Raw genomic sequence first — 13,052 nt, forward strand, 5'->3', positions numbered from 1 at the left:
CCTCCTAGACGCGCCGACGCTTGGGCGGGCGGACACCGTTGTGCGGCTGCGGCGTGACGTCGGAAATCGCACCGACCTCCAGGCCGGCCGCCTGCAGCGAACGGATCGCGGTCTCACGGCCCGAACCCGGGCCCTTGACGAACACGTCGACCTTGCGCACCCCGTGCTCCTGGGCCTTGCGGGCAGCATTCTCCGCGGCCAACTGCGCGGCGAACGGGGTCGATTTCCGCGAGCCCTTGAAGCCGACGTGACCCGACGACGCCCAGGCGATGACGTTGCCCTGGGGGTCGGTGATCGTCACGATCGTGTTGTTGAAGGTGCTCTTGATGTGCGCGGCACCGTGCGGAACGTTCTTCTTTTCCCTGCGGCGGGTCTTCTGCCCCTTCTTGGGGCCCCCGGCACTGGCTTTCTTCGGTGGCATCGGTTACCTGGCCTTCTTCTTGCCCGCGATGGTGCGCTTGGGGCCTTTACGGGTCCGCGCGTTGGTCTTGGTCCGCTGGCCGCGCACCGGCAGGCCGCGGCGGTGCCGCAGACCCTGGTAGCAGCCGATCTCGATCTTGCGACGAATGTCGGCCTGCACCTCACGACGCAGGTCACCTTCGACCTTCAGGTTCGCTTCGATGTAGTCGCGCAAGTGGGTGAGCTGGTCATCGGTCAGATCCTTGGTGCGCAGATCCTTATCGATGCCGGTGGCCGCCAGAATCTCGTTCGAGCGGGTACGGCCGATGCCGAAGATGTAGGTCAGCGCGATCTCCATCCGCTTATCACGCGGGAGATCGACGCCTACTAGTCGAGCCATAGGTGGCGTTTCCTCTTTCTCAGCGGAGGTCTTTTCCCAGTCCGTTCCTCACCTGTTGGCGAGGGCCCGGCCTCCGTCCGGGCGCAGGTGAGCGGCGTATCCGCTCACTGGTACTGGGAGGTCTGCATTCAGTTGTGTGGGGCGCCCAAAGAGGACTAGCCCTGACCTAACCCTGCCGCTGCTTGTGGCGCGGGTCGGAGCAGATCACCATGACCCGTCCGTGCCGACGGATCACCCTGCACTTGTCACAGATCGGCTTGACGCTCGGGTTCACCTTCACGGCAGTCTCGGTCCTGTTCTCTGGTCTTGGGTGGTTCGTTACTTGTACCGGTACACAATGCGGCCCCGGGACAGGTCGTAGGGAGACAGCTCCACTACCACGCGGTCCTCGGGCAGGATGCGGATGTAGTGCTGCCGCATCTTGCCACTGATGTGGGCGAGCACCTTATGGCCGTTCTCCAGCTCAATGCGAAACATCGCATTGGGCAGGGGCTCGACCACGCGGCCCTCGACCTCGATGGCACCGTCCTTCTTGGCCATTACTTTTCGGAGATCCTCTACCTTGTTGTCCGTGCACCTGGGTGGGCGCAGCATTCGTCCGGACTACAAACCGTGAGCCGGTGATGGAAATTCCCAGAAGAAATTTCAGACAGGGCACGCGAAGAGCCGGCACGGACGCCGCACCGTTGGTCCACGATACCCGCACCCTCGCTCCGGAAGCAAAAACGACCGGTTCGCTCCGAGCGGAATAGCGCGGGCCGGGCGGCCGGTTAGACCAACCATGACCGACTCCCAGGCAGCTTCAGCCCACAGTAAGCCCGATCTCGGCCGGTTTGGATCCTTCGGGCGCGGCGTCACTCCCCAGCAAGCCAAAGAGATCGAAGCCCTCGGCTACGGGGCGGTCTGGGTGGGCGGCTCACCACCGGCCGAACTGGACTGGGTCGAACCGATCCTGGCAGCAACGACCACGCTGCAGGTGGCCACCGGCATCGTCAACATCTGGACGGCGGCCGCCGGCCCGGTCGCCGAATCGTTCCACCGGATCGACAAGGCCTACCCCGGGCGGTTCCTGCTCGGTATCGGAGTGGGCCATCCCGAGGCGCACGCCCAGTACCGCAAGCCCTACGACGCGCTGGTGGAGTACCTCGAGCAGCTCGACCAGCTCGGCGTCCCGGCCAACCGCCGCGTGGTCGCCGCGTTGGGCCCACGGGTACTCAAACTGTCCGCGCAGCGCGCGGCCGGGGCCCACCCGTACCTGACCACGCCGGAGCACACGGCGCAGGCCAGGGAACTGATCGGGCCGTCGGCGTTTCTGGCCCCCGAGCACAAGGTGGTGCTGACCACCGATGCCGACAAGGCCCGAGCCGTAGGCCGCAAGGCCCTCGGCATTTATCTCAACCTCGCCAACTACCTCAACAGCTGGAAGCGGCTGGGTTTCACCGACGAGGACGTCGCTAAACCGGGAAGTGATCGGCTGGTGGACGCCGTGGTCGCCTACGGAACCATCGACGAGATCGCCGCCCGGCTGCGTGAGCACCTCGACGCCGGCGCCGACCATGTCCCGGTGCAGGTGCTGACCCGGAACGAGGATCTGGTGCCGGCGTTGGCCCAGCTGGCCGAGGCGCTAGGTCTCTGAGACGGGTATATGTGGCCTCGTGACTGACGCAGTTTCACTCAAACCCGACCTGGGACGGTTCGGCGTCTGGCTGGGCAGCCGGTCCATCGCCCCGGAACTGGCCGCGGAAATCGAGTCCCTCGGCTATGGCGCCGCCTGGATCGGCGCGTCACCCGACGCCGACTTGGCGTGGGTCGAACCCGCGCTGGCCCAGACCGACCGGCTCCAGCTGGCCACCGGGATCGTCAACATCTGGGCGGCACCTGCCAAAGCCGTCGCCGCCTCGTTTCACCGCATCGAGACCGCACATCCGGGCCGGTTCGTCCTCGGGGTCGGCGTGGGCCACCCCGAGCACACCCAGCAGTACCAGAAGCCCTACGACGCGCTGGTGTCCTACCTCGACGAACTCGACAACGCGATGGTGCCGAACAGCCGCCGGGTGCTGGCCGCGCTCGGGCCCCGGGTCCTGCGCCTGGCGGCACAACGCAGCGCGGGCGCCCACCCGTACCTGACCACACCCGAGCACACCGGCCGGGCGCGCCACCTGGTGGGGAACACCGTCTTCCTGGCGCCCGAGCACAAGGTCGTGCTCACCACCGACGCCGAGGAGGCCCGCGCGATCGGACGCCAGTTCGTCGACTTCTACCTGGGCCTGAGCAACTACGTGAACAACTGGCTGCGACTGGGCTTCACCGATGAGGACGTGCGAAAGCCGGGCAGTGACCGGCTGATCGACGCCCTGGTCGCCTACGGCACTGCGGACGCGATCGCGCGACGCCTGCACGAACATCTGGACGCCGGCGCCGACCACGTTGCCATCCAGGTACTGGGCGCCGCGCAGCCCGAGCAGCTCACTTCGGTACTCGGCGAACTGGCAGGATCGCTGGACCTCACCCGTTAGGGTTGCCCCCATGCGGTTGCTAGTCACCGGCGGGGCGGGTTTCATCGGCGCGAATTTCGTGCACAGCACGGTGCGCGAACATCCCGAGGACGCGGTGACCGTCATCGACGCCATGACCTATGCGGGCCGGCGGGAGTCACTGGCCGACATCGAGGACGCCATCCGGCTGGTCGAAGGCGATATCTGTGACGCCGACCTGGTCAACCGGCTGGTCGCGGAGTGCGACGCCGTCGTGCATTTCGCCGCCGAGTCCCACGTCGACAACGCACTGGATGACCCCGAACCGTTCTTGCACACCAACGTGGTCGGCACGTTCACCATCCTGGAAGCGGTACGGCGACACGGTGTGCGGTTGCACCACATCTCCACCGACGAGGTCTACGGGGACTTGGAGCTCGACGACCCACAGCGGTTCACCGAGTCCACCCCGTACAACCCGTCGAGCCCGTACTCGGCGACCAAGGCGGGCAGCGACATGCTGGTCCGGGCCTGGGTGCGTTCCTACGGCGTGCAGGCGACGCTGTCCAACTGCTCCAACAACTACGGCCCGTATCAGCACATCGAGAAGTTCATCCCGCGCCAGATCACCAACGTGCTCACCGGCCGCCGGCCCAAGCTGTACGGCAGCGGTCACAACGTCCGCGACTGGATCCACGTGGAAGACCACAACAGCGCCGTGCGGCGAATCCTGGAAAAGGGCGAGATCGGCAAGACCTACCTGATCAGTTCCGAGGGCGAACGCGACAACCTGAGCGTGCTGCGCACACTGCTGCAGTTGATGGGGCGCGAACCCGACGACTTCGACCACGTCACCGACCGCGTCGGTCACGACCTGCGCTACGCCATCGACCCGTCACTGCTTTACAGCGAATTGGGTTGGGCGCCAAAGCACACCAATTTCGAAGAGGGGCTGCAGGCCACCATCGACTGGTACCGGGAGAACGAATCATGGTGGCGCCCACTGAAGGACGCCGCCGAAGCGCGCTACGAAGAACGCGGTCAGTGACATGAAAGTACGCGAGCTCAAGATCCCTGGCGCCTGGGAGATCACCCCGACCATTCACGGCGATTCGCGCGGCATCTTCTTCGAATGGTTCACCGACCGCGGCTTCAGCGGTTTCGCCGGTCACCGGTTCGACCTGCGCCAGGCCAACTGCTCGACGTCATCGGCGGGTGTGTTGCGCGGGCTGCACTTCGCCCAGGTACCGCCGAGCCAGGCCAAGTATGTGTCCTGCCTGTTCGGTTCGGTGTTCGACGTGGTCGTCGATATCCGGGTCGGCTCACCGACATTCGGGCAGTGGGATGCGGTCCTGCTCGACGACAAGGATCGCCGGACCATCTACGTCTCCGAGGGACTCGGGCACGCTTTCCTTGCGCTGCAGGATAATTCGACGGTGATGTACTTGTGTTCGGCGGAGTACAACCCGCAGCGCGAACACACCATCGCCGCCACGGACCCGGACCTGGCCATCGACTGGCCGCTGGTCAACGGGGTCGCGCCCACCTTGTCCGATCGGGACGCCGCCGCTCCCAGCTTCGCGGAGGTACAGGCGTCCGGCCTGTTGCCCACCTGGGCCGAGACCCGGCAGTTCATCGCCGAGCTTCGCGGGCATTAATTCCACATCTGTACGACAGTTCCTTGACCGTAGATACTGCAAGGCACGTCCGCTGCGCAGCGGAATGAAAACCTCGGGCAAGGAGAATTCGGTGAAGCGTGAGCTGTTGATTGCCGTTGGCGCGGCGACTCTGGTGGCCGGTATGGCCGGGTGTTCCAACGACGGGAAAACGTCGGCCCCTTCGTCGTCCGGTGCGGCATCCTCCAGCGCGGCGGTCAGTTCCAGCCCTGCGCCGGCGAGTGCCACCCCGGCGGCCGCCGGCGAGACCCGAGTCATCATCGGCGGCCAGCCGCAGAATGTCAGCGGGCCGGTGGTGTGCGACACCAACCAGGGCAGATTCTCCATCGCGATCGGCGACATGATCACCGGCGTCATCGTCGGGCTCGAGCAGGACGCATCGGCAGTACGCAGCGCGGGTCTGGGCACCGTCGACGGGGTGGTGCTCAGCTTCACCGAGGGCGCGCCCGGTAACAGCGCCAAGGCGACCAAGAATGGCAAGAGCTACCAGATCACCGGCACGGCCACCGGTGTCGACAACGCCGGACAAGAGGTCAGCAAGACTTTCGAAGTCGACGCGACCTGCCCTTAAACACGCGAATTACGGTCGAAATCACCGCCTTTCATGAATTGACTAGCTACCATCCGATGTTGCCGGTCGGGCCGCGACCGGATGATAACGACGGGGTGGGCCGATGTCTTTCGTGACCGTGGCGCCGGCATCGGTAGCGGATGCGGCGACGAGCCTAAGAAATCTGGGCGCGACGATCCGTTCCGCGCACGCGGCGGCGGCCGCTCCCACGACCACCATCGCTGCGGCCGCCGCCGATGAGGTGTCGGCGGCGATCGCGGCACTGTTCGCCCAGCAGGGAACGGCCTATCAGGCGCTGAGCACCCAGGCCGCGGCGTTTCACGGCCAATTGGTGGAAGCGCTCAACGCGGGTGTGCGAGCCTACGCAGCGGCCGAGGCGGCCAACGCGGCCCCGCTGCAAACCCTGCAGGACGAGGTGCTGGCGCTGATCAATGCGCCTACCAACACACTGCTGGGGCGGCCGCTGATCGGTGATGGCGCCGACGGCATCACCACCGCGGCCGGCATCGGAATGTCGGGAGGCGCGGGCGGCATCCTGTGGGGTAACGGCGGTAGCGGGGGCGCCAGCGTCGCCGATGGCGTGGCGGGCGGCGCCGGCGGCCCGGCCGGATTGATCGGCAGCGGTGGCACCGGCGGAATGGGTGGGCTCGGCGCGGCCGGCGGGACCGGCGGCACCGGCGGATTGTTGTGGGGCAACGGCGGAACCGGCGGGCTGGGCGGCTGGACCGGCGTCGGTGGGTCCGGCGGCAATGCGCTGTTCTTCGGTGACGGCGGGGCCGGCGGTCAGGGCGGGACGTTCATCTACAACGCCGTCGGCACCATTCTCCCGGGCGGAACGGGCGGGACCGGCGGCATCGGGGGCCTGCTTTGGGGGAACGGCGGTGCCGGCGGCACCGGCGGGCCCTACGGAGTCGGTGGCACCGGTGGCAGCGCGCAATGGCTCGGCGACGGGGGCACCGGCGGCATGGGTGGCGCCTTCGCCAACGGCGGCCTGGGCGGCAACGGCGGGCAGCTGATCGGCAGCGGCGGCGACGGTGGCACCGGCGGCGTCATCTCCGGTCTGGGCGGCTCGGGCGGCACCGGCGGCCAATTGCTGGGGCAAACCGGGGCGACCGGCGCCAACGGCGGACCGGCCGCTGTCCAGTTGACGATGCACGCGACCCGCCCGACCTTGCAGGTCTCCGTCGACGGCGGACCGTTCGTGCAGGCAACCGTGGATACCGGCTCCAACGCCCTATTGTTCGCACCCCAGGACGTCGATCTGGCCGCACTGGGCGTACCTGTCCAAACCGGCCTCACCTACAACTTCGGCAGCCCCGGAGACTCGACGGTAGTCACCTACAACGTTTACAAAGCGGCGCTCAACTTCGGCAACGGGATCATGACCCAGCCGACGACCGTCGGCGTCATCACCTCCGAGGTCTACAACGGCACGCCGGTGCGACCGGAAACGCTGATCGGGGTCGGGGCCAATGTGAACGACCCGGTTTTCAATACCGTTGCCGTGCAGCAATTACCGGGCTTGCTCGCCAATGGGATCCTGGTCAACCAGCCCGGCCATTACTTCCAGTTCGGCAACAATCCTTTCCCCGAGGTTGCCCACGTCACTGGATCACCGTTCACCAACGGGCTGCGGATCATGGTCAACAACACCGTCGTGCAACCGGTGAGCGTCAGCGTCGTCGATACCGGCGGTGTCAACGGTGCGATCCCCAGCAATCTGCTGCCCGCAGACCTGCAGAACATTCCGCCGGGCCAGTCGCTTCCGGCTGGAACGAAAATCACTGTCCTGGTGGGCAATACCGTCATCTACAGCCAGACAACGCTCGGTGGCATCAATGCCACGCGGGCGACGGTCCCCACGGGGGTGGGCGGATTCTTCAATACCGGGAACTACCCCTACACGCTGATGCCGATCTACCACTCCTACCTGCCGGCCGGCATCGGGACAGTCGTCTTCGATTCGCTACCCACATAAACCTTTCAGCAGGCCCCTGACCTGCGACAAGGCGCCATTCTTGCTTGCCCGCCCCGGAGTTACTAGGATATCCAAGTATCCCTAAAATCCTTCCTCACTTCTCCGGGACAACCATGACCACGCAGATTTCGCATTTCATCGATGGGCAGCGCACCGCCGGCCAGTCCAGCCGCACCGCCGAGGTCCTCAATCCCAGCACCGGCGAGGTGCAGGCGACCGTCCCGATGGCCGGCCAAGCCGACATCGACGCCGCGGTGGCATCCGCGGCACGGGCCCAAAAAGATTGGGCGGCCTGGAATCCGCAACGCCGTGCCCGGGTGCTGATGCGTTTCGTCGACCTGGTCAACAAGAACATCGACGAGCTGGCCGAGTTGCTGTCCCTCGAGCACGGCAAGACGGTGGCCGACTCCCGCGGCGACGTCCAGCGCGGGATCGAAGTGATCGAGTTCTGCATCGGCATCCCGCATCTGCTCAAGGGCGACTACACCGAGGGTGCCGGCCCCGGCATCGACGTGTACTCGTTGCGCCAGCCGTTGGGTGTGGTCGCGGGCATCACCCCGTTCAACTTTCCCGCGATGATCCCGCTGTGGAAGGCCGGGCCCGCCCTCGCGTGCGGAAACGCCTTCATCCTCAAGCCGAGTGAGCGCGACCCGTCGGTTCCGGTGCGGCTGGCGGAGCTGTTCACCGAGGCCGGCCTACCGCCAGGGGTATTCCAGGTGGTGCACGGCGATAAGGAAGCCGTCGACGCGATCCTGCATCACCCCGACATTCAGGCGGTGGGTTTCGTCGGCAGCTCCGACATCGCGCAGTACATCTACTCCACGTCGGCCGCCACCGGCAAGCGGTCGCAGTGCTTCGGCGGGGCCAAGAACCACATGATCGTGATGCCCGACGCCGACCTCGACCAGGCCGTCGACGCCCTCATCGGGGCCGGCTACGGCAGCGCCGGTGAACGCTGCATGGCGATCAGCGTCGCCGTCCCGGTCGGTGAGCAGACGGCAGATCGGTTGCGCGCCAGGCTGGTTGAGCGGATCAACGGCCTGCGTGTCGGCCACAGCCTGGATCCCAAAGCCGACTACGGCCCACTGGTCACCGAGGCCGCCTTGACCCGGGTGCGTGACTACATCGCCCAGGGTGTGGACGCCGGAGCCGAGCTCGTCATCGACGGGCGCGAGCGCGCCAGCGACGACCTGACCTTCGGTGATGCCAACCTCGAAGGTGGGTTCTTCATCGGCCCCACGCTGTTCGACCACGTCACCCCGGAGATGTCGATTTACACCGACGAGATCTTCGGACCGGTGCTGTGCATCGTGCGCGCCCACGACTATGAGGAGGCCTTGCGGCTGCCGTCCGAGCACGAATACGGCAATGGCGTAGCGGTTTTCACCCGCGATGGCGACACCGCCCGCGACTTCGTCTCCCGGGTGCAGGTGGGAATGGTCGGGGTCAACGTCCCGATCCCGGTCCCGGTGGCCTACCACACCTTCGGCGGCTGGAAGCGCTCCGGTTTCGGCGACCTCAACCAGCACGGCCCGGCCTCGATCCAGTTCTACACCAAGGTCAAGACCGTCACCTCGCGATGGCCGTCCGGCATCAAAGACGGTGCCGAATTCGTCATCCCCACAATGAATTAAGAAAGCAATGTTCACTCTCAACGACGACGAACGGGTCATCACCGAGACGGCCGCCGCGTTCGCCGAGAAGCGCATCACCCCGTACGCCCTGGAATGGGATGCCAGCAACCACTTCCCGACTGACGTGCTGCGCGAGGCCGCCGAACTCGGGATGGCCGCGATCTACTGCCGCGATGATGTGGGCGGCAGCGGGCTACGTCGCCTGGACGGGGTGCGCATCTTCGAGCAGCTGGCCATTGCCGACCCGGTCACGGCCGCCTTCCTGTCCATCCACAACATGTGCTCCTGGATGATCGACCGCTTTGGCACCGACGAACAGCGCAAGGTGTGGGTGCCGCGGCTGGCGACCATGGATGTCATCGCGAGCTACTGCCTGACCGAGCCGGGTGCCGGTTCCGATGCCAGTGCGTTGAGTACCCGCGCGGTCAAGCAGGGTTCCGATTACGTTCTCGACGGTGTGAAGCAGTTCATCTCCGGCGCGGGTGCCTCCGATGTCTACGTCATCATGGCGCGCACCGGAAGTGAGGGCCCGCGCGGCATCTCGGCGTTCATCGTCGAGAAGGGCACGCCCGGACTGAGTTTCGGTGCACTCGAGGAGAAGATGGGCTGGCATGCCCAGCCGACGGCGCAAGTCGTGCTCGACGGCGTCCGGGTGCCGGCGGATGCCATGCTGGGCGGCTCGGACGGTGAAGGCACCGGTTTCGGCATCGCGATGAACGGGCTGAACGGCGGACGGCTCAATATAGCGGCGTGCTCGCTGGGCGGCGCGCAGGCCGCCTTCGACAAGGCGGGCGCCTACGTGCGGGAGCGCCAGGCGTTCGGCTCGGCCCTGCTCGACGAACCCACAGTGCGTTTCACCCTGGCCGACATGGCCACCGGGTTGGAGACCTCGCGAATGATGCTGTGGCGGGCGGCAAATGCCCTCGACGAGGACGCCGCCGATAAGGTCGAGCTGTGCGCGATGGCCAAGCGCTATGTCACCGACACCTGTTTCGAGGTCGCCGACAAGGCGCTGCAGCTGCACGGCGGCTACGGGTACCTGCGCGAGTATGGTCTGGAGAAGATCGTGCGCGATCTGCGGGTGCACCGAATCCTGGAAGGGACCAACGAGATCATGCGAGTGGTCATCGGCCGGGCCGAAGCCACCCGGTTTCGCGCCAGCGCATAGAAGGGCGGGCCAGAGTTGTCGCTGAAGGTCGCTTTCCTGGGACTAGGCCACATGGGCGGGCCGATGTCAGCGAATCTGCTTGAGGCGGGCCATATCGTGCGGGGCTACGACCCCGTGCCGGCCGCCGCGGACACCGCAGCCGAGCGCGGCGCGGCGGTGTTCGGCAGCGCCCCGGAAGCGGTGGCCGAGGCCGACATCGTGATCACCATGCTGCCCAACGGCGAAGTCGTCAAACGCTGCTACGCCGACGTGCTGCCGGCCGCGCCATCCGGTGCGTTGTTCATCGACAGCTCCACCATCTCGGTGAACGACGCGCGCGAGGTGCACGCGCTGGCCGAAGAACACGGCATGGCGCAGATCGACGCTCCCGTTTCCGGCGGAGTAAAGGGTGCGGTGGCCGGGACGCTGGCGTTCATGGTCGGCGGCGACGGGGCGGCACTCGAGCGCGCGCGGCCGGTGCTGGAGCCCATGGCGGGCAAGATCATTCACTGTGGCGCGGCCGGCGCCGGCCAGGCCGCCAAGGTCTGCAACAACATGGTGCTCGCCGTGCAGCAGATCGCCATCGGCGAGGCGTTCGTCCTGGCCGAGAGGCTCGGACTGTCGGCGCAGTCCCTCTTCGACGTCATCACCGGCGCCACCGGCAACTGCTGGGCAGTGCACACCAATTGTCCTGTGCCCGGCCCGGTTCCGACGTCGCCGGCCAACAATGATTTCCGGCCCGGATTCGCGACGGTGCTGATGAACAAGGACCTGGGCTTGGCGATGGATGCGGTCGCCTCCACCGGGTCGATCGCACCACTGGGCACCCATGCCGCCGAGATCTACGCCAAATTCGCCGCGGACCACGGTGACAAGGACTTCAGCGCGATCATCGAGACGCTGCGCGGGTCCTGAGCGCCACGCGTCCCGCCTGTCCTGATGCCGAGCGTCACGCCAGCGTGGCTGTCGACCGCGAGCGTCGCTCTGGCGTGACGCTCGGCGTCAGGGTGCGCTCGGCGGGCGGTCTAGAAATCCCCCGCATGCCGTCGCAGCGTCTCGATCGACGACACCAGCGCCTGTGACTCGTCGGGGCCCATACCGATATCGGCGAAGACCTGTTCGTTCAGCGTGACCGTCGCGTCCTCCACCGTCGAGCGGCCCAACTCGGTGATCTGCACCAGCGTGGTCCGGCCGTCGGTGGGATGGGGCACCCGCTGCACCAGGCCGTCGGCCTCGAGCCGGCGGATCGCATGGGTGACGCTGGTGACGTGCACTTGCAGCCGATCCGATGCCTTGGTGATCGGCAGGGCACCGGTGCGGCTGAAGGCCAGCAGCCGCAACAACTCGTACCGGGAGAAGCTCAAATCGTAGGGCCGCAAGGCGTTCTCGACGCGCGCCAGCAGGATCTGGTGGGCACGCATCACCGACGTCACCGCCACCATGCCCTGCGAGACGTCACCCCAGCCGGCCCGCTCCCAGTTGTCGCGCGCTGCGGCGATCGGATCGCGCTTGGCGGAATCGGTCACGCACCAATTAAAGCGAACGTTCCAGCAACACCTTGCCACTGTCAGCGGCGACCACCTGGACCGACGCGATCTGGTCGATCGGGGTGGCGATGCTGCCGGCCGGGTTCGCGGTATGGCCGGGCGCGGCCACCCAGGTCGCCAGCCGGGTTTGGCTGCCGTCACGTCCCACGACCACCATGGCCAGGGTGTCGTGGTGCGCATCCGGTGGGGCCAGGCAGAAGCACTGCAGGTGGATGAACGTCCCCCAGTGCTGACGGGTGACCGAAACCGTCGACGTCAGCAGTTGGGTGCCAACCTGGGCCATCGGTTGCGCCGACGCGGTTCCCGGGTGCGGATGCAGCGACACATCACCCTGCACGCCCACCAGCACACCGAGGCCCAGCACGACGGCCGCCGCGGCCCCGGCCACCCACGCCGTCACCCGGGTGCGGCGGCGCCGCCAGCGCACCGTCTGCAGCAACGACGGCAGCAGGCGCGGCGAGATCTCCGGCGCACGGCCGGACTCGTCGATCGCTGCGACGTCCTCCCGGCTCAATTGCGAGAGCAGGGCCGGAACGCCGCTCAGCTCGGCGACCGCCGCCCGGCACGACGGGCACTCCGCCAGATGCGCTTCGAATTCACGCCGCTCGAGGGCCGACAGCGAACCCAGCACATACGCGGCATCCCAGGTCGCGTAATGGTGCGTCCTCACGTCATTCATGTCCTGTCACCTCGTGACTCCAAGTTCTTGCAGGGTCAGGCGCAGCGCCCGCACTGCGTAGTGCAGGCGCGACTTCACGGTCCCCTCCGCGATCCCCAGGTCGTTGGCTATCTGTGTGGTGGTCCAGCCACGGTAGTAGGACCGCTCGATCACGGCACGATGTTCGGCGGAAAGTTGCGTCATCGCATCGGCGATCAGCAGCCGGTCCAGGGCCGCGTTCACCTCGTCCGGGCTGGAATGCTCCGGAACATTCGTGTCGTCGATCGATCCGGCGGTGTTGCGATACCGCGCGCTGCGCCGGTCGTCGATGATCAGGTTGCGGGCCACGGTGAACAACCATGCCCGCGCCGAACGCTCTGTGTCGCTGACGACCTCCGGATGTTGCCAGGCCCGCACCAACGTCTCTTGCACGACGTCCTCGGCGTGACTGGCATCACCCCCGGTCAACCGCAACGCGTAGCGCCACAAGACCCCGGCGTGCTCGTCGTAGAGCGCCTTCATCAGGGCGGCTTCAGCCGCCTCGGTGTCACCCAAACGAGCCACCCGA

16 protein-coding genes are annotated in these 13,052 nt (G+C 66.7%); 9 read left to right on the top strand and 7 right to left on the bottom strand.

Features of this window, described 5'->3' with window-relative positions; genetic code table 11:
- Positions 1-4 precede the first annotated feature (4 nt).
- From rpsK to infA, 4 genes are all read right to left on the bottom strand, one after another.
- Positions 5-421 carry a 30S ribosomal protein S11 gene (gene rpsK / locus A5645_RS19245; protein WP_036352831.1) on the bottom strand — a complete coding sequence of 139 codons (417 nt, stop codon included), beginning with the start codon at positions 419-421 and terminating at the stop codon, positions 5-7.
- Positions 422-424: 3 nt separating this feature from the next.
- Positions 425-799, bottom strand: a complete 375-nt coding sequence (gene rpsM, locus A5645_RS19250) for a 30S ribosomal protein S13 (RefSeq protein WP_036352829.1) — start codon at positions 797-799, stop codon at positions 425-427.
- Between the two features lie 166 nt (positions 800-965).
- A complete protein-coding gene (gene rpmJ, locus A5645_RS27270) occupies positions 966-1,079 on the bottom strand; it encodes a 50S ribosomal protein L36 (RefSeq protein WP_003879483.1) in 114 nt (37 codons plus the stop codon).
- Between the two features lie 38 nt (positions 1,080-1,117).
- Positions 1,118-1,339 carry a translation initiation factor IF-1 gene (gene infA / locus A5645_RS19255; RefSeq protein ID WP_003418601.1) on the bottom strand — a complete coding sequence of 74 codons (222 nt, stop codon included), beginning with the start codon at positions 1,337-1,339 and terminating at the stop codon, positions 1,118-1,120.
- Positions 1,340-1,580: 241 nt separating this feature from the next.
- Here infA and A5645_RS19260 point away from each other — a divergent pair, with 241 nt between their 5' ends.
- From A5645_RS19260 to mmsB, 9 genes are all read left to right on the top strand, one after another.
- A complete protein-coding gene (locus A5645_RS19260; RefSeq protein WP_065130703.1) occupies positions 1,581-2,435 on the top strand; it encodes an LLM class F420-dependent oxidoreductase in 855 nt (284 codons plus the stop codon).
- A gap of 19 nt (positions 2,436-2,454) precedes the next feature.
- A complete protein-coding gene (locus A5645_RS19265; protein WP_065035082.1) occupies positions 2,455-3,315 on the top strand; it encodes an LLM class F420-dependent oxidoreductase in 861 nt (286 codons plus the stop codon).
- Positions 3,316-3,325: 10 nt separating this feature from the next.
- The gene (gene rfbB / locus A5645_RS19270) at positions 3,326-4,321 is read left to right on the top strand and encodes a dTDP-glucose 4,6-dehydratase (protein ID WP_065130704.1); all 996 of its coding nucleotides are present in this window, start codon (positions 3,326-3,328) and stop codon (positions 4,319-4,321) included.
- Position 4,322: 1 nt separating this feature from the next.
- Positions 4,323-4,931, top strand: coding sequence for a dTDP-4-dehydrorhamnose 3,5-epimerase (gene rfbC / locus A5645_RS19275; RefSeq protein WP_065035084.1), 609 nt, complete (start codon positions 4,323-4,325; stop codon positions 4,929-4,931).
- Positions 4,932-5,022: 91 nt separating this feature from the next.
- The gene (locus A5645_RS19280; protein WP_065035140.1) at positions 5,023-5,520 is read left to right on the top strand and encodes a lipoprotein LpqH; all 498 of its coding nucleotides are present in this window, start codon (positions 5,023-5,025) and stop codon (positions 5,518-5,520) included.
- A 103-nt stretch (positions 5,521-5,623) separates the two neighbouring features.
- Positions 5,624-7,498: a PecA family PE domain-processing aspartic protease gene (locus tag A5645_RS29145; protein WP_065130705.1), complete on the top strand. Its 1,875-nt coding sequence runs from the start codon at positions 5,624-5,626 to the stop codon at positions 7,496-7,498.
- A gap of 113 nt (positions 7,499-7,611) precedes the next feature.
- Positions 7,612-9,132 (top strand): CoA-acylating methylmalonate-semialdehyde dehydrogenase, encoded by a 1,521-nt coding sequence (locus A5645_RS19290; RefSeq protein ID WP_065035086.1) that lies wholly within the window; start codon positions 7,612-7,614, stop codon positions 9,130-9,132.
- 7 nt (positions 9,133-9,139) lie between these two features.
- Complete coding sequence (locus A5645_RS19295) at positions 9,140-10,300, top strand: isobutyryl-CoA dehydrogenase (RefSeq protein ID WP_065035087.1); 1,161 nt, start codon at positions 9,140-9,142, stop codon at positions 10,298-10,300.
- A gap of 21 nt (positions 10,301-10,321) precedes the next feature.
- Positions 10,322-11,194: a 3-hydroxyisobutyrate dehydrogenase gene (mmsB, locus tag A5645_RS19300; RefSeq protein WP_081288463.1), complete on the top strand. Its 873-nt coding sequence runs from the start codon at positions 10,322-10,324 to the stop codon at positions 11,192-11,194.
- A gap of 110 nt (positions 11,195-11,304) precedes the next feature.
- Here the strand turns inward: mmsB and A5645_RS19305 are convergent, their stop codons facing one another.
- Genes A5645_RS19305 through A5645_RS19315 form a run of 3 tightly spaced genes read right to left on the bottom strand, consistent with a single transcriptional unit; the run spans position 11,305 to position 13,048 of the window.
- Entirely contained in the window at positions 11,305-11,805 is a 501-nt protein-coding gene (locus A5645_RS19305; protein WP_036352803.1) for a MarR family winged helix-turn-helix transcriptional regulator, read from the bottom strand.
- A gap of 7 nt (positions 11,806-11,812) precedes the next feature.
- Positions 11,813-12,505, bottom strand: a complete 693-nt coding sequence (locus A5645_RS19310; protein ID WP_065035090.1) for an anti-sigma factor family protein — start codon at positions 12,503-12,505, stop codon at positions 11,813-11,815.
- 6 nt (positions 12,506-12,511) lie between these two features.
- Positions 12,512-13,048, bottom strand: a complete 537-nt coding sequence (locus tag A5645_RS19315) for a sigma-70 family RNA polymerase sigma factor (protein WP_081282255.1) — start codon at positions 13,046-13,048, stop codon at positions 12,512-12,514.
- Between the last annotated feature and the right edge of the window lie 4 nt (positions 13,049-13,052).

The organism is Mycobacterium asiaticum (assembly GCF_001673635.1).
Lineage (GTDB): Bacteria > Actinomycetota > Actinomycetes > Mycobacteriales > Mycobacteriaceae > Mycobacterium > Mycobacterium asiaticum_C.